Annotated in this window: 15 protein-coding genes; 12 read left to right on the top strand and 3 right to left on the bottom strand. The window is 65.8% G+C overall.

Features of this window, described 5'->3' with window-relative positions; translation table 11 throughout:
* Window positions 1-72 precede the first annotated feature (72 nt).
* From rpl18a to ftsY, 3 genes are read left to right on the top strand one after another with little or no spacing between them, the layout of a single operon-like run.
* Complete coding sequence (gene rpl18a, locus FXF75_RS00490; protein WP_163519624.1) at window positions 73-249, top strand: 50S ribosomal protein L18Ae; 177 nt, start codon at window positions 73-75, stop codon at window positions 247-249.
* Window positions 249-710, top strand: coding sequence for a prefoldin subunit alpha (pfdA, locus tag FXF75_RS00485; RefSeq protein ID WP_163521024.1), 462 nt, complete (start codon window positions 249-251; stop codon window positions 708-710). Before rpl18a ends, pfdA begins: the two co-directional genes overlap by 1 nt.
* A gap of 6 nt (window positions 711-716) precedes the next feature.
* Window positions 717-1,823, top strand: coding sequence for a signal recognition particle-docking protein FtsY (ftsY, locus tag FXF75_RS00480; RefSeq protein WP_163519623.1), 1,107 nt, complete (start codon window positions 717-719; stop codon window positions 1,821-1,823).
* A gap of 43 nt (window positions 1,824-1,866) precedes the next feature.
* On the opposite strand, the gene FXF75_RS00475 is transcribed toward ftsY, so the two are convergent.
* Window positions 1,867-2,136, bottom strand: a complete 270-nt coding sequence (locus tag FXF75_RS00475; protein ID WP_163519622.1) for a hypothetical protein — start codon at window positions 2,134-2,136, stop codon at window positions 1,867-1,869.
* A gap of 657 nt (window positions 2,137-2,793) precedes the next feature.
* Here FXF75_RS00475 and FXF75_RS00470 point away from each other — a divergent pair.
* The 7 genes from FXF75_RS00470 to FXF75_RS00440 all read left to right on the top strand — a co-directional run bounded on the left by FXF75_RS00470 (window position 2,794) and on the right by FXF75_RS00440 (window position 8,495).
* Entirely contained in the window at window positions 2,794-4,194 is a 1,401-nt protein-coding gene (locus tag FXF75_RS00470; protein ID WP_163519621.1) for a signal recognition particle protein Srp54, read from the top strand.
* A gap of 118 nt (window positions 4,195-4,312) precedes the next feature.
* Window positions 4,313-5,293 carry a hypothetical protein gene (locus FXF75_RS00465; protein ID WP_163519620.1) on the top strand — a complete coding sequence of 327 codons (981 nt, stop codon included), beginning with the start codon at window positions 4,313-4,315 and terminating at the stop codon, window positions 5,291-5,293.
* Window positions 5,294-5,343: 50 nt separating this feature from the next.
* Window positions 5,344-5,922, top strand: coding sequence for a magnesium transporter (locus FXF75_RS00460; RefSeq protein ID WP_163519619.1), 579 nt, complete (start codon window positions 5,344-5,346; stop codon window positions 5,920-5,922).
* A complete protein-coding gene (locus FXF75_RS00455; RefSeq protein ID WP_163519618.1) occupies window positions 5,923-6,480 on the top strand; it encodes a magnesium transporter in 558 nt (185 codons plus the stop codon).
* Between the two features lie 53 nt (window positions 6,481-6,533).
* Window positions 6,534-7,376, top strand: a complete 843-nt coding sequence (locus tag FXF75_RS00450; protein ID WP_163519617.1) for a DUF2391 family protein — start codon at window positions 6,534-6,536, stop codon at window positions 7,374-7,376.
* Window positions 7,373-7,840: a hypothetical protein gene (locus tag FXF75_RS00445; protein WP_163519616.1), complete on the top strand. Its 468-nt coding sequence runs from the start codon at window positions 7,373-7,375 to the stop codon at window positions 7,838-7,840. The genes FXF75_RS00450 and FXF75_RS00445 overlap by 4 nt, the downstream gene beginning before the upstream one ends.
* Before the next feature lie 73 nt (window positions 7,841-7,913).
* The gene (locus FXF75_RS00440) at window positions 7,914-8,495 is read left to right on the top strand and encodes a hypothetical protein (protein ID WP_163519615.1); all 582 of its coding nucleotides are present in this window, start codon (window positions 7,914-7,916) and stop codon (window positions 8,493-8,495) included.
* A 3-nt stretch (window positions 8,496-8,498) separates the two neighbouring features.
* Here the strand turns inward: FXF75_RS00440 and kynU are convergent, their stop codons facing one another.
* Complete coding sequence (gene kynU / locus FXF75_RS00435) at window positions 8,499-9,824, bottom strand: kynureninase (protein WP_163519614.1); 1,326 nt, start codon at window positions 9,822-9,824, stop codon at window positions 8,499-8,501.
* Window positions 9,825-9,991: 167 nt separating this feature from the next.
* Between kynU and FXF75_RS00430 the strand changes: the two genes are divergently transcribed.
* Window positions 9,992-10,462, top strand: a complete 471-nt coding sequence (locus FXF75_RS00430) for an SHOCT domain-containing protein (RefSeq protein WP_163519613.1) — start codon at window positions 9,992-9,994, stop codon at window positions 10,460-10,462.
* A 130-nt stretch (window positions 10,463-10,592) separates the two neighbouring features.
* Entirely contained in the window at window positions 10,593-11,555 is a 963-nt protein-coding gene (locus tag FXF75_RS00425) for an alpha/beta hydrolase (RefSeq protein WP_163519612.1), read from the top strand.
* Window positions 11,556-11,684: 129 nt separating this feature from the next.
* Here FXF75_RS00425 and FXF75_RS00420 read toward each other — a convergent pair whose 3' ends face one another.
* Window positions 11,685-15,572: an OmpL47-type beta-barrel domain-containing protein gene (locus FXF75_RS00420; RefSeq protein ID WP_163519611.1), complete on the bottom strand. Its 3,888-nt coding sequence runs from the start codon at window positions 15,570-15,572 to the stop codon at window positions 11,685-11,687.
* Between the last annotated feature and the right edge of the window lie 102 nt (window positions 15,573-15,674).

Raw genomic sequence — 15,674 nt, 5'->3', positions numbered from 1 at the left:
CTCCCGGACCGGGTTCGGGTCGGCTGTCCCCGAGTAGGAAGATTCTTCCCTCCGCGTATCCCAGATACGTCCATGAGTGAGTTTACTGTTCGCGGTAAGTTCCAAGCCAGAGACGGCTGGCAGGAGTTCGAAACGAGCGTCGACGCTACGAACGAGGACGTCGCCGAGGAGCACACCTACGCCAACTTCGGCGGTCGCCACGGTCTGAAGCGGACGCAGGTCGAGGTCGAGGAGGTCGAGGCACAATGATGGGCGGCGGCGGCAACCCCGAACTGCAGGAACTCTCCCAGCAGCTGCAGGAACTCGAAGAGCAGCAAGAGGAAATCGAGGCCGAAATCGAGGACCTCCGCGAGGAGAAGAGCGACATCGACGAGGCCATCGAGACCATCGACGCGCTCGACACCGGGTCGGTCGTGCAGGTCCCCATCGGCGGCGGCGCACACGTCCACGCGGAAGTGCAGGACCTCGACGAAATCGTCGTGGAACTGGGCGGCGGCTTCGCGGCCGAGCGCGAGGAAGAAGACGCGGTCGAGACCCTCGAGAACAAGCAGGACGTCCTCGACGAGCGCATCTCGGAGTTCGAGGACGAGGTCAGCCGAATCGAGGAGGAGAGTTCGGAACTGGAGCAGAAGGCCCAGCAACTCCAGCAACAGCAGATGCAGCAGCAGATGCAGCAGATGCAGGGCCAGCAGGAAGACGAGGACGAGTAATCGGCGATGTTCGATAGCCTGAAGGACAAACTCGGGAGTTTCCGGAAGGACGTCGAGGAGACGACCGAGGAGAAGGCCGAAGAAGCCGAAGCGGAAGCTGAGGCAGAAGCCGAGGCCGAGGCGAAAGCGGAGGCCGCGGCCGAGGCGGACGCCGGAACGCAAACGGAGTCGGACTCCTCGGACGCGACCGCGGAGACCGAGTCCGAGGACTCCGGTTCCGGTCGCGGGTTCGCACAGAAGGCCAAGTCGTTCGCCAAGGGCGAAATCGTCATCGAGGAACAGGACGTCGAGGACCCCCTCTGGGAGTTGGAGATGGCGCTGCTGGAGAGCGACGTGGAACTGAGCGTCGCCAACGAGATTCTGGAGAACATCCGGGAAGACCTCGTGGGCGCGACGCGGTCGTTCAACAGCGAGACCGCCGACGTGGTCGAGGAAGCGCTCCACGACTCGCTGCTGAAGGTCATCTCGGTCGGGCAGTTCGACTTCGACCAGCGAATCGCCGAGGCCGACAAGCCCGTCACCATCATCTTCACGGGCGTCAACGGCGTCGGCAAGACCACGACCATCGCCAAACTCTCGAAGTACTTCGAGGACCGCGGTCTCTCTACGGTCATCGCCAACGGCGACACGTACCGCGCCGGGGCCAACGAGCAGATAGAGGAACACGCCGAGAACCTCGACAAGAAGATAATCACCCACGAGCAGGGCGGCGACCCCGCGGCGGTCATCTACGACGCGGTCGAGTACGCCAACTCGAACGACATCGACGTCGTGCTGGGCGACACCGCGGGTCGCCTCCACACCGACGAGGGACTGATGGACCAATTGGAGAAAATCGGACGCGTGGTCGGTCCGGACATGACCCTCTTCGTGGACGAGGCCGTGGCCGGACAGGACGCGGTCCAACGCGCCAAGCAGTTCAACGACGCCGCCGAAATCGACGGCGCGATACTGACCAAAGCCGACGCCGACTCGCAGGGCGGCGCGGCCATCTCCATCGCCCACGTCACGGGCAAACCCATCCTCTTCCTCGGTACGGGACAGGGGTACGACGACATCGAGCAGTTCGACCCCGAGGAACTCGTCGGGCGACTCCTCGGCGAAGACGAGTAGTTCGGGGACCTCATTTTTCGCGCCAAGTTCGAAATCGACCCGTTTAGTCGCGGTATCGCAACGCGACCACGACGTTCGCCGCGATGAGCGCGGTCGTCACGAGACCGAGCGTGAACAGTTCGACCGGGAGATTCCGAAAGAGGAGCCAGTAGGCCGTCAACAGAAGGCCGAGCGCGGCGACGATGTTGTACGCGTCGGCCGCCAGTTCGCTCGCCAGACCGGCCGTGCCGCCGCTCGTTTCGCCTGCCACGTCGGTGCGTTCGCGGGTCGTTCCCACCGAGTTATCGCGTGCCTTGTTTAAATCGCGTGCCATGCATTGAAGTTATGCAAGTGAGCTTTTTGAGGAGACATTATAAGCGTATCGGCTAGATGAGACAGAAACTGCTGTCGAAGGTGAATTCACGTCAGTATGAACAGAGAGAGCGTAAGGCGTTGAAAAAGTAACAACTGGCCGTAATTATGCAGAGAGAATCCTGCGCGGTGTCCTAGCACCGCGCAACCGTGATGTGGATAGTCTTCTGGTTGCGACGACTGAATCCGTCTCAGTCTTCGGCTACATTCTATTCTTACTCGGTATGTGACTTATGCGTTTTGGTAAGAACGCCACCGGAACCGTCACCGAATTATTTTGTAATATTTAAGATGAGAGCGTAGTAAGTGCTTTTCGCGCGGTGTCCTAGCACCGCGCGTGAGAAAACATGATGTGGATATCTCTACTTCTGGTCGTGCTGATTATCGTCGGTATTCTCAGTCTTCGGCTCGTACCGAAGCGTTGGGAAAGCGTAGACCTGAAGGTCAGGCCATGGGGCCTGACTGTGTCGGCAGACAGCGACCCCGATAACCCCGAATAGGGGAGGGGTCTCTGCCTTGGTCGGATTCTCGACGAGGGCGTCCTCAACTCGATAGCTGCCACCTAACCTATAGCGGTAGAAAAAGCCTTTAACGCCCACGCGGTCTATCTACGGTAACAATGGTACTCGACGACCTCGGAAACTCCCTCCGCGACTCTCTCGGTAAACTCAGCGGGCAGTCCCGCGTGACCGAGGAGGACGTGGAGGAAATCGTCAAGGAGATTCAGCGGTCGCTCCTGCAGGCCGACGTCGAAGTCAGCCTCGTGATGGACCTCTCGGACTCCATCAAGGAGCGCGCGCTGGAGGAGGAGTCGCCGGCCGGAACCTCGGCGCGCGACCACGTCCTCAGCATCGTCTACGAGGAGATGGTGTCTCTCGTGGGCGACAGCACCGAGATTCCGCTCGAAGAGCAGACCATCCTGCTCGCCGGTCTACAGGGGTCGGGGAAGACGACCACCGCGGCCAAGATGGCGTGGTGGTTCTCGAAGAAGGGGCTTCGGCCCGCTATCGTCCAGACCGACACCTTCCGCCCCGGCGCGTACGACCAAGCCAAGGAGATGGCCGGGCGCGCGGAAGTGGACTTCTACGGCGACCCTGACGAGGAGGACCCGGTGAAAATCGCCCGCGACGGTCTCGAAGCCACGAGCGACGCCGACGTCCACATCGTGGACACCGCGGGTCGCCACGCGCTCGAAGACGACCTCATCGACGAGATAGAGGATATCGAGCGCGCGGTGGACCCCGACCGGAACCTACTCGTCCTCGACGCCGCCATCGGACAGGGCGCGAAGGACCAAGCCAGCCAGTTCGACGACTCCATCGGTATCGAGGGCGTCATCGTCACGAAACTCGACGGGACCGCGAAGGGTGGCGGTGCGCTGACCGCCGTCAACGAGACCGACTCGTCCATCGCGTTCCTCGGTACCGGCGAGGAGGTCAAGAACATCGAGCGGTTCGAACCCTCCGGGTTCATCTCGCGCCTGCTCGGGATGGGCGACCTGAAGCAACTCACCGAGCGCGTCGAGCGCGCGATGCAGGAGACGCAGGAGGAGGAAGAGGACTGGGACCCCGAGGACATGCTGAAGGGCGAGTTCACCCTGAAGGACATGCGCCGCCAGATGCAGGCGATGAACAACATGGGACCGCTCGACCAAGTGATGGACATGATTCCCGGTATGGGCGGTGGCGGCGGTCTGATGGACGAACTCCCGGACGACGCTATGGACGTGACCCAAGACCGGATGCGGTCGTTCGAGGTCATCATGGACTCGATGACCGAGGCGGAACTGGAGAACCCCCGCGCCATCGGCGCGAGTCAGGTCGAGCGCATCGCGAAGGGGAGCGGGAAGGACGAGGAGCGCGTGCGCGAACTCCTCGAACAGCACAAGATGATGTCCCAGACCCTCAAGCAGTTCCAAGGAATGGGCCAAGGGAACATGGAGCGCATGATGAAGAAGATGCAGGGCGGTGGCGGCGGCGGTGGCGGCGGTATGGGCGGAATGGGGCCGTTCGGCGACTGAACCGCCAGACTGCCCCTCGGTCGCACGGCTATTCTCCGCGGACCGAATCGTTCGCCGCGACCGCGGTCGTGTCCGGGAACCCGCACCGTTAACTTCGATGACTTGTAAGACGTGAGGTATGAGCCAACACGGCGACCCGGACGCGCAGGTGGACGAGTTCCTCGAACTCGAACGGGAACTCAGCGCCGGGCGACGGGCCTCGGAGACCTACGAGGAGGGCAACATCTCCGAGGCGGCGAAGATTCCGGCGAGCGAGGTCCCCGACGACTACCCCGTGGCGATTCGGACCCGACAGGCGCTCCAACTGAACGTGGAGACGCCCGACGGAGAGACGGTCGCGACGTATCTGGAGTGGCCGGGCGAGGACGAGGAGAGCGACCACGTCGGGAGGTTACTCGGCGCGCTCGGCCGGGAACGCGACGAGTTCGCCAACGTCTACGGCGACCGGGTCGCGCTCGACTCCGAGAACGGCTGGCACGGAATCGACGCCGAGCGGACCGCGGCGATGCGGGGCGCGAAGTTGGCCGCGGGCGACGAGTCGCTGGACCGGTCGCGCAACCTGCTCGCCGGAGCGCTCGGGGCCGGTCTGCTGGCGATACCCGTCGGGGTACTCAGCGAGATGTTCGCCGGACTGCTGTTGATGGTCTCGTTGGTCGGAATCCCGGCCGGAATCTACCTCGACGGGAAGCGACTCGAAGACGCCACGGGGCGGTCGGTCAAGACCGCGCTGTGGACCGTCGGCGGTGCCGTGCCGCTCCTCAACTACTCGGTCGCCATCGCGTATCTGCTGGACCGGCGCGTCACGCTCTCGGGACCGACGTCCGGCGAGGGGTCCGAGCGGTGGTACAAGGGCATCTTCGCCAGTCTCGCCGCGATTCCGGTCGCGGTCGCCCTCAGCGGTCTCTCGGAGGCGACTGCCGGGATGGTGCTGTTCGTCGGATGGACGTTCCTCCCCTTCGCGGTCTACTTCGACGCCGAGTACGTCGAGGAGACGACCGACTGGGACCCCAACGAGGAACTGTGGGCTATCGCGGTAATCGTGTTCGGTCTCTTCGCTGCGGTGCCATACCTCGTGAAGCGCCGCGTCGAACTCGACTGAGAACGACCGACACGCCGCTTTTTTGACCGGGGGACGTGAGGTACCGGTAGATGGCAGTCCGCGACGTGGCCGAACGGGCGTACCGCGAAGCCCTCCCCGTACTGGCGGTCAGTGCGGTCGGCGGCCTGTTCGCGGGACTCGTGCTAGGTGGGATGCGGGGCGACCTCCGGGAAGTGTCGGGACTCCTCGTTCTGGTGCCCGCGCTGTTGGCGACCCGAGGTAACGTGTACGGCGCGATGGGCGCGAAGCTCTCGACCGCACTCCATCAGGGACTCATCGACGCGAACCCCGTGCCCGACGACCGCCGGGTGTACACCGCGGTGTCGGCCGCGATGCTGAACGGCGTCGTCATCAGCGTGTTCGCGGCGGTGGTCACATACGCCGTCCTCGTCTCGTTAGCCCGGCCGAGCGCGTCGCTCGCCACGCTCGCGGGCGTGGCGCTGGTCGCGGGCGTGCTGTCCGGTATCGCGCTGACTATCGTCGTCGTCGCGGCCGTGTTCGCCGGGTACCGACGCGGTCTCAACCCCGACACCCTCGTGGGACCGGTGGTCACGACGACCGGCGACGTGTTCGGGATGGCCGCGCTGCTGGCGGCGGTCCGACTGGTACTCGCGCTCGGAGGGGGGTAGATGCGGGCGACGTGGTCGGTCCGCGGCATCACCCGCGCGATGCTCCCGCTGCTCGTGGTGCTGGCGGTCGTCGAAGTGGGGAGCGGACTCGTCCTCGACACGTTCGAGGCCCAACTCCTGCGGTACCCCTCGCTGCTCGTCCTCGTTCCGGCGATGATAGGCACCGCGGGCAACCTCGGGAGCATCCTCGCGGCGCGCCTCTCGACGGCGTTCCACCTCGGGACGCTGTCGTTCGACCCCGGTGACGACGAACTCGCAGGTAACGCGGTGGCGACCGTCGCGCTCGCGGCGACCGTCTTCCCGGTGGTCGGCGTGGGCGGGTGGGCGCTGGCGTTCGTCACCGGCGGCGCGCAGTTGTTCGTCGGGACCGTGGTCGCCGTCTCGCTGGTTTCGGGACTCTCGCTGGCCGTCCTCGCCGTCGTCGTCACGCTGGTCGCCACCTACGCCGCCTACCGGTTCAAGCTCGACCCCGACGACGTGGTGATTCCGGTCGTGACCAACGTCTGTGACGTGCTCGGCGTGGTGGTGCTGTTCGTCGTCGTGCAGGTGTTGGTCTGAGGCGGCGAGTCGGCCGGAGCGTTGAACCCCCTTCACAGTGACAGTAGGTAACGATGAGTCAGAGAGGGACGCAGAGTCCCGCGGACGAACTGCGCGAGCAGGGTCGGGCCATCGTCGGGGCGCTGTTGGTCGTCGGCACCACGTTCCTGTACACGATGGAAACGTGGTGGTGGGGAAGAGTTCTCCCGACGCCCCACCTGCTCGTCTACGCGGTCGTCGGACTGGGAGTCATTCTCGCCATCACGCGGAGAGTCAGTTTCCGGAGGGACGCTCAAGGAGACGGGGGAACGAAGAACGCGATTCGGACGACCGTGACCGACTTCGCCGAGCTAGTCCTCCAGAGTTTCACCGCCACGTACATCGTTTTGTTCGTCTTCGGTGTCATCGAACTCGGCGACTCTTTGATTGTAATCGCTCGCCTCGGACTCATCGAGGTCGTTCCGCTGGGATTCGGGGCCGCACTCGCCAACGAGGTACTGCAGGGCGACAAACAGGCGACGAGGCGGTCGGTGACCACGACGGTCGCGATTTACAGCGTCGGCGCGGTGTTCATCGCCGGCGGCATCTCGCCGACTCAGGAGATGGAGCTAATCGCCGCGTACATGGAGTGGGAACACACCGCGGTGCTGGTCCTGCTGTCGCTTCTCGTCTCGTACCTCATGCTCTACGAACTCGGATTCCAAGGTGAGGGGAGTCGCCTCCAGCAACGCGCGAAGGTCTGGCAGGTCGGGCAGGCGTTCGTCGTCTACGCCGTCTCGATGGTGGTCGGCACCGGCCTGCTCGCCGCGTTCGGCCACTTCAGGGACGCACCGCCGTCCGTGATGGTCCAGTTGATAGTTATCATCTCGTTCGTTTCGTCCATCGGGGCGAGCGCCGCGGAGGTAGTGATACAATGAGCGAGGGGGGCACGGACAGCGACGACGAGCAGAGTGGCGGAGAGCAGAGTGGCGGAAAACAGGACGGCGACGAGCAGAGTGGCGGAGAGCAGGGCGGCGACGAGCAGCGACCGGCCCCCTCGACCGCGGAGAAGGTACTGACCGGAGTCAGCGTCTTGGTCACGGTGTTGGTGTTCGGCTACGTCGCGTGGCACGCCGTGCAACCGCCGAGCCACGTCCCCCCGGAGGCGCACGTCGTGGAGACGGAGACGCTCTCGAACGGGAGCGTTCTGGTGCGGGCGAAACTGGTGAACCGGGGCGACACGGGACTGATTTCGGCCACGGTCGAGGTGGGGTGCGACCAGCCTCAGCCGTCGACATCGCTGTCGTACGTCCCCGCAGGCGGGCGCAGCGAGGCGACCTTCGTCTGTCCGCAGGGGACGACTCGCCCGAACGCGACGGTCACCACGTGGGTGCCCGCGTAGCCGGACCGCCGCGAGCGGCCGTGGTCGTGTCGCCGACACAAGAGGTTTATCCCAACGGAGAACAGCCCCGACCATGCGCCGTCGAACCGCCCTTCGAGTCGTCGCCAGCGCCTCAATCGGTCTCCCGACAGCCGGATGTCTCGGAGGCGAGCAGGGGAGTCCCGACCGGACGCTCACGACCACGACCGACTGTCCGCCGAAGGACGCCCCCGCCCCGACCTGCGGCGGCGATTTCGAGCGCGTCGGAGCGTACACCGAAGGCGACGTTCGACTCGGGACCGGTGCGGGGTTCGAGTTGACCGCCGAACCGGCGACGGTCGCTCTCGGGGACTGCCTGACCGTCCGACTCACCAATCGGAGCGAAGAGGAGCAGATGACCGGCATCGAGGAGAAGTACAGTATCCAGCGCCGGACCCCCGACGGGTGGCGGTCCGTGCTGTTCGCGGCGTCGGCGGCGTACGAAGACCTCGGGATAAATCACCCACCGGGCACGGGGTTCGTTTGGCGGCGACGACTTTCGCAAAGCGGACTCTCCGTCGAGGGCGACAGGCACGCCGCCTGCGAACCGCTCCGAGCGGGCACCTACCGATTCCTCTACTGGGGCGTCGGCGACGAGTTCGACGCGCTCTGCGTCGAGTTCGAGGTCACCGAGTAGCGTTCACGTCACGCCGCCGCCGCGCTCCTCGAACCGCTCGTACTCCTCGTCCTCGACGACCTGCCGCAACTGCTCGACGACTTGCCAGACGTCTTCGTAGCCGGTGTACAGCGGCGAGGGGCAGATTCGGACCACGTTCGGCGGTCGGAAGTCCACGACCACGCCGCGCTCCTTCAGCGCCTCGCTGACGCGGTAGCCCTCCGGGTGTTCTATCGCGACGTGGCCGCCCCGGCGCTCGGGGTCGCGGGGCGTCCCCACCTCGCAGTCGGGCAGGCGCTCGTCCACGAGGTAGATTAGGTACTCGGTGAGTCGCAGAGACTTCTCGCGGACCGCCTCGATACCGGTTCCGAGGAGTGCGTCCGCGTCGTCGGTCGCGCCTTCGACCGCCTCGCCAGCGTCCGCGAAGACGTCGAGCGACCCCGCGAGCGGGGCGGCCGACAGAACCGGAACCGTCCCGATTTGGTACGCTCCGGCGTTCTCGGCCGGGGTGTAGGTGGGGTTCATCTCGAACTGGGTCTCCTTCTCGTGGCCCCACCACCCGGCCAGCGCGGGCGTCTCGCCGAAGTGGCGCTCGTTGACGTAGAGACCCGCAATAGCGCCCGGTCCGGCGTTGAGGTACTTGTAGCTGCACCACACCGCGAAGTCCACGCCGATTTGCGAGAGGTCGTGAGGGACCGCGCCGACCGAGTGGGCGAGGTCGAACCCGGCGAGGATGTCCCGTTCGTGGGCCGCCGCCGTGATTCGCTCCACGTCGAGCAACTGGCCGCTCCGGTAGAGGACGGACGGGAGGAAGACGATGGCGGTGTCGTCGTCCATCGCGGCGACGACGTCCTCGGTCTCGATGGTCCGACCGTCGCGGCTCTCGACCACGGTCAGGGCCTCGTCGGGGTCGGTCCCGCGCTGGCGGAGTTGGGCGCGGACGGCGTAGTGGTCGGTCGGGAAGTCGAGTTCGTCCACGACGATGTTCGACCCCTCGGCGCGGTCGTAGAAGGTGCCGATTAGCGTGTGGATGTTGACCGTCGTGGAGTTGGCGACGACGACCTCCTCGGGGTTCGCGCCGACGAGGGGCGCGAGTCGGTCGCCCAATCGCTCGCCGTAGTGGAACCACGGCGGGTCGGCGTCGGTCCACCCGCGGATGGCGAGGTCGCGCCACTCCGAGACGGCCCGGTCGAGCGCGTCCTCGGCGTCCTCGGAAAGCAGCCCCAGCGAGTTGCCGTCCACGTACCACTCGTCCTCGGGGTCGTAGAATCGGTCGGCGAGGTGGGCCAGCGGGTCGGTCTCGTCCCGCCGAGCGGCGTACTCCGCCCCGAGTTCGAAGTCGGCGTCCATGACCGACTCGAGTCGTGGAGCCGAGTTAGTAGTTTGGTATCCCGGTACGCGGGACGGGCGAGGACGCCGAAGACCGAGGAAGACGCGAGACGCGGAAACGGCGCGACGGAGACCCAGACGGCAGGTAACGGAAAGTATTTTTACACTTCTCGGACAACGACGGTCGTATGGTCGAGTCCCGAGACGCGACGCGTCCCTCCGAGGTCCTCGCCGCGTTGACTCCCGATAGCCGCCGGTGGCGGCTACTGCTGTCCGGCGGAGCGGCGGTCGCCTCGGTCGTCCTGTTCTACTACACCGTGTTGCTGATTTCGAGCAAGTGGACTGGCACGCTACCGAACCTGCTGGTCGGTGTCGGTGCAGTGCTCACGCTACTGTCGGCGGCGGCAGTTCCGACAGTGCTGTTCGCTCCGAGACGCTCCACGACGGGCTCACGGGATTCTACGGCGGAAGACGACCCGGTCGCGGTTCTGAAGCGGCGCTACGCGGAAGGTGAGATTGCCGAGGAGGAGTTCGAGCATCGACTCGAACAACTCGTCTCCGCGCCGGGTGAAATCGACGCGGAGGAGGCGTCCGGGGACGGAGCGACGTTCGGCGACGAACCGACGACGCACGACCGCTCGTTCGACGTGACACGATAACGCCGGACCCGCTCCACTGTCCGGGATTGGAGTTGCGGCAACGAAGAGACGCGGAGGGTGCCGGAGAGGAGTGTCTGATTCGGACGAAACGGGGCCAGTACTTTCCCGTTCGCCGACCAACCTCCGGAACATGCCCACCCCCCTACGAACCGAACTGGACCCGGAAGTCGAAGACGTAATCGACGAAATCGAAGCCGCGGGCGTCCCGGAGTGGTCGGCCATGTCGGTCGAGTCCGCCCGCCGAATCGAAGACGAGGTGTTCTCGGGCGGCGACCCGCCGGAGGTCGAGTTCGTCCGCGATTTGGAGATTCCGGGTCCGGAGACGGCGATTCCGATTCGAGTCTACCGGGGTTCGAATCCCGCGACCGGCGACCCCGCGCCGGTGCTCGTCTACTACCACGGTGGCGGGTGGGTACTCGGCACGCTGGACTCCATCGACGGCGTCTGTCGCCGACTCGCCCGGCGTGGGGAGTGTGTGGTCGTCTCTGTCGATTACCGACTCGCACCGGAACACCCCTTCCCCGCCGCGGTAGACGACGCAGTCGCCTCGCTCCGGTGGGTCGCCGAGAACGCCGACGCCTTCGGCGGCGATTCCGAACGACTCGCAGTCGGCGGGACGAGCGCGGGCGGGAATTTGGCCGCTGTCACGGCCCTGCGAGGGTCGGCGGCGAGCGACGCCGGGCGCGACCTGCCGGAAGTCGCCCCGCAGTTCCTGCTCTACCCAATCACCGACTACGCCTTCGACACCGACTCCTACGCGGAGAACGGCGACGGGCCGCTCCTGACCGAGACCGACATGCGCTGGTTCTGGGACCGCTACCTCCGGAGCGAAGTGGACGGCGCGAACCCCTACGCCTCGCCGCTTCGCGCGCCGGACCTGTCGGGACTCCCGCCCGCGACGGTGGTCACTTGCGGGTTCGACCCGCTCCGCGACGAGGGCGTGGCGTACGCGGAGCGTCTCGACGCCGCGGGCGTCGCGGTCCGCCACGACCACTATCCCGACCAACCTCACGGCTTCCTCAGCACGAGCGAGTCGGTGAGCGCGGCCGACGAGGCGCTGGACGACATCGGCGAGGAACTCCGGTCGCTGTGAGTCGAACTCGTCGCGCCTACAGAGCAATCGCACTCGAAGCGTGACGACATCACTGCGCCGAGATGAAGACCAGTACTCCGGGAGGAAGACCAGTGCGCCGGGATGAAGGGATGGTTCGCGCGAACGGTTCTATCGGCGGTACCGGGCGACCAGTAGCGCGGCCACCAGCGCGACCAGTGCCGTCGAGACGCCGAATCCGGGGATGTCGCCACTGCTACCGTCGTCCGTGGGTCCGCCGGTCGTCTCGTCGGGGTCGTTGCCGTCCGAACTCGTCGTCTCGCCGCCGACCGAGACCGACCCGGCCGACGCGCCGTTCACCGCGATTTCGTGGGTCCCGGGCGAGTCGAGCGTCACATCGACGGTGACGGTTTTCGACTCACCGGCCGAGAGTTCGACCGGTTCCCGAGCGACGACGTCGCCGTCCACCGAGACTCTCGCAGTCGTGGCGCTGACGCCGTCGCCGGTGTTCTCCACCGTCGCGGTGACTGGCACGGTTTCGCCGGGCGCGACGCTGCTCGCGCCGACCGAGGCGTCCGTCACCGAGACCGCGCCGCTCCGGACGCCGACCGCGAAGGTGCCGGTGTCCGAGGCGGCCGCGCGGAGGACGTACCGTCCGCCGCCGGTTTCGACGACCTCGGTTTCGACCGCGCGCCACGAGTCGCCGTCGAGACGATAGACCACGACGTTCTCGGGCGCGGCCGCGACGTCGGCGGGCACCGCGAACTCGACGCCGACCTCGGCCAACGCCGACGTGGAGATGAACGTCGTGCCGACGCGGAGGTAACCCAGCGCGGGGACGTCGGGCGCGTCCGCGCCGCCCGGCGGCGTCTCGGTGACGCTGGCGTCCACGAAGAACCGGGGTTCGGGGTCGCCGCTCGCGGGCGTGACGCGGAGTTCCCGGACGGTCACGTCGCCCGCCGAGATGCCGCCATCGGGCGAGACGTCGCCCGGTGAGTCCGAGCGCGCGCTGACGACCTTCGCCCGGAGGCTACTCGCCGTCAGGTCGGTCACCCGCACCTGCACCGACGGGTCGGGGACGTTTCCACCGCCTCCGCCACCACCACCGCCTCCGCTACCGCCACCGGCGGACTTCTCGACCGAGAACGAGACCGTCTCGGGTTCCGCGAGCGGGTTGCCCGCGTTGTCGGTCACGAACAGCGTGGCGTTGTAGGTGCCTGCACTGAGATTTCGCGTGTAGGTGAGAGCGGACTCGCCCACCGTCGCCTCGGCGGTCCGGTCGGTCCCCTCGAACCGGAACGTGACGTTCGCCGGGTCGACGCCAGAGTAGCCGTCGCCGTACGACGCCGTGAGGGTGACGTTGCCGGGCGTCGGCGAGTCGGTAGCGACGCCGAGCGACGCGTTCGGAGCAGCCGACTCAGTCTCGCCCGTGACGGCGTAGGTCGAGAAGTGCGGGGCCTCGACTTCGTAGGTGTAAGTACCGTCGGACTCGTTGGCGTCGGTTCGTCGGGCGTCCACCGTCTCCCAACCCGTCGCTCGGTTCTCCTCCTCGACCCAGAACGCCACCGAGTCTGGCCGGACGTACTTCTGACGGACCCGCGACCGGTCTACCGTCACCGTGACCGTCGCGTTCGTGATGTCGTCGTTCGAGACCGACGTGTCTATCTGCGGGAAGTACAGCGAGGTCCCCTTCGGGTCGGTCCGGTTCGGTTCGGGGTTCGACTTCGCGGTTCCGACCGCGACGCTCGCGGTGGTCTCGTTCGTCGCGTCGGCCCGGATGGACACCGCGCCGACGTTCGTGTCGTTCGTCTCGGCCGAGAACGTGTCGTTGGCGGTCTGGCGCATCTCGACCGTCCGGCCGACGCTGTAGGCAGTCGATTCGTTGCTGACCGTCAGTTCGTTGCCCGCGACGTCGCGGACGACTACCTCGAAGGTGTGGTCGCCGAGCGCAGGTGCGACCGGAACGAAGCCCTCGCCGTTCTTTCCGACCCGCTTGCCGTCCACGATAACGTCGGCGACGCCGTTACCGTCGGTGGCGTTCACGACGACTCGAACGGCTTGTTCGGGCAGGATTCCCTCGGTCCGATTCAGCCCCGGCGGGTCCGAGAGAGTCGGCTTCTTCGTGTCGATTTTGACCGTCCGAGTCCGGTGGGCTTCCTCGTTGCCTGCCTCGTCCACGCTGTAGAACTCGACGGTGTGATTCCCGTCGGTCGTCAGGTGGACGCCCGTACTGGCGTCGTACTGCTTCCAGTCGCCGTCCACGCGATAGTAGGTCGCGTTCACGCCGCTGGACACGTCGATGGGCGTGAGCGTCACGTTCACGTCGGAGGTGTACCAGCCGTTCTCGTTGGGCGTGGCGTTCGTTCCGGACGTGGTCATCGGAGTCGTCGTGTCCACGTCGAACTCGGCGGTCCGGTTCTCCTCGGCGTTTCCTGTATGGTCTACACTCCGGTACGTGATGGTGTGCGACCCGTCCGCCGAGACCGTGACGTTCCCGTCGTAGGTCGTCCAGTTGTCGTCGGTCGTCCCGTCGCTCGTGAGGCGGTACTCGGTCGTGGCCGTGCCGGACATTCCGTCGCTGGCGGTGAGGTTAATCTCGACCGAGGAGTTGTACCAGCCGTTTTCGTTCGGCGTTCCGCCGAACGTGTGGGTCGTGTTCGGGTTGTGGGCGTCGAGCAGGAGATACCGGACGAATACTTCGTGGGCGTTTCCCCGCACGTCCGTCAGGTTCACCGAGAGCGCGGCGTTTCCGTCCGGAACGTTCGACGCGTCCACCGTGAAGTTGCCGCGGTAGACGCCGTCGGCGCCCGAACCAGCGAGTTCGACCGTGCCAGCGCCGAGTTCGGAGACGTTGGCGGTAACGTTCTCGACGGTACTGAACTCGTCCGACGCGGTCAGGACTACCGACACGCGTTCGCCGTCCGAGACCGCGCCGTCGCCGTCGGCGTTGGTCACTTCGTAGTCCGTGACGGTCGGCGCGGTCGAATCGACGGTCACGTTTTTGCGCTGGCCGTCGGCCCCGTCGTTGTCGTGAGTATCGGCGGCGGTCTCCAGCGTCACCTCGTACTCGCCGTCATCGCTGACGGCGTACGTCACGGTGTACGTCCCGCCGGCGGCGGTGAAATCGGTCTCCGTCAGCGTCGCGTTCTCGGGGCCGGAGACGCCGACCGAGATGTCGGTCAACGATTCGTCCGCGCCGAACGAGACTCGAATCGTCTGGTCTGTGGGATTAGTCGCCGTGAAGTTCGAGACGGCGGGAGGGCCGGTGTCCACGAACGCCGTGTCGGCTGCTCCGCTCGCACCGACGTTACCCGCCGTATCCCTGACCGAAGTCAGGTTCGCAGTGTAGTTCCCTTCGACGCCCGCCTCGACGTTGTACGTGACCTCGTAGGACCGGCCGCCGAGTGCGGTGACCGTCTTCTCCGTTACGGGGTCACCGTCCGGGTCGGAGAACTCGACCACCGTGTCGCCCGCGTCGGTCGAGAGCGACTCGTCGGCGTCGAACGTGACCGTGACCGTGCCGTTGTCGAACGTGGCGGTGAAGTTCGAGACGGCCGGCGCGACCGTGTCCACGAACACCGACGCGTTCTGGCCCGACGCGCCGTCGAGACCGTGGTCGTCCTCGGCCCGCGTGACGTTCACGGTCCACGTCTCGTTGGCACCGTCGGGGAGGTCGTAGCTGTCCGCGTACTCGTTCGTTGCGTCGCTCTCGTTGAATGAGTTCAGCGTGGCGACCGTGGTGCCGCTTTCGTCCGTGACTTCGGCGACTACGGAGGACGCGTCGAGCGGTTCGTCGGCGGACACCGACACGTCGAGCGACCCGGAGTTGGTCGTCAGGTCGAGGTCCGTAATCGCCGGTGGGGTCGTGTCCACCGTGGTGTTGTCGGTTGCCTCGCCGACGAAGGCGTTGCCTGCCGCGTCGGTAGCGGTAACGAGGTTAGCGCGGTACGTACCATCGCTGTCTACTATAGTACTGGTGCGATAGATATTATTGTCTGGCTCCTTTATCAGGTTGAACTCGGTGAGCGTATCGACTACGTTCCCGTCAGCGTCGGTCAAATTCACCCGATGAGTCGTCAATTCTTCATTAGGTTTGAAACGAACGAGGAGTTGGTTCTCTTCGTTCGATACGGACTTAACTTCCAAGTAACTTATATTAGG

This window comes from Halorussus sp. MSC15.2 (genome assembly GCF_010747475.1).
Taxonomy (GTDB): Archaea; Halobacteriota; Halobacteria; order Halobacteriales; family Haladaptataceae; genus Halorussus.
The sequence above is the reverse complement of the archived record's forward strand: the minus strand, read 5'-3'. Positions and strand labels throughout refer to the sequence as shown.

Coding starts and splice junctions, on each gene's coding strand:
- ftsY (WP_163519623.1), top strand. CDS start 717: ATGTTCGATAGCCTGAAGGACAAACTCGGGAGTTTCCGGAAGGACGTC.
- kynU (WP_163519614.1), bottom strand. CDS start 9,824: ATGGACGCCGACTTCGAACTCGGGGCGGAGTACGCCGCTCGGCGGGAC.
- FXF75_RS00445 (WP_163519616.1), top strand. CDS start 7,373: ATGAGCGAGGGGGGCACGGACAGCGACGACGAGCAGAGTGGCGGAGAG.
- FXF75_RS00450 (WP_163519617.1), top strand. CDS start 6,534: ATGAGTCAGAGAGGGACGCAGAGTCCCGCGGACGAACTGCGCGAGCAG.
- FXF75_RS00425 (WP_163519612.1), top strand. CDS start 10,593: ATGCCCACCCCCCTACGAACCGAACTGGACCCGGAAGTCGAAGACGTA.
- pfdA (WP_163521024.1), top strand. CDS start 249: ATGGGCGGCGGCGGCAACCCCGAACTGCAGGAACTCTCCCAGCAGCTG.
- FXF75_RS00460 (WP_163519619.1), top strand. CDS start 5,344: ATGGCAGTCCGCGACGTGGCCGAACGGGCGTACCGCGAAGCCCTCCCC.
- FXF75_RS00475 (WP_163519622.1), bottom strand. CDS start 2,136: ATGGCACGCGATTTAAACAAGGCACGCGATAACTCGGTGGGAACGACC.
- FXF75_RS00465 (WP_163519620.1), top strand. CDS start 4,313: ATGAGCCAACACGGCGACCCGGACGCGCAGGTGGACGAGTTCCTCGAA.
- FXF75_RS00455 (WP_163519618.1), top strand. CDS start 5,923: ATGCGGGCGACGTGGTCGGTCCGCGGCATCACCCGCGCGATGCTCCCG.
- FXF75_RS00470 (WP_163519621.1), top strand. CDS start 2,794: ATGGTACTCGACGACCTCGGAAACTCCCTCCGCGACTCTCTCGGTAAA.
- FXF75_RS00440 (WP_163519615.1), top strand. CDS start 7,914: ATGCGCCGTCGAACCGCCCTTCGAGTCGTCGCCAGCGCCTCAATCGGT.
- FXF75_RS00430 (WP_163519613.1), top strand. CDS start 9,992: ATGGTCGAGTCCCGAGACGCGACGCGTCCCTCCGAGGTCCTCGCCGCG.
- rpl18a (WP_163519624.1), top strand. CDS start 73: ATGAGTGAGTTTACTGTTCGCGGTAAGTTCCAAGCCAGAGACGGCTGG.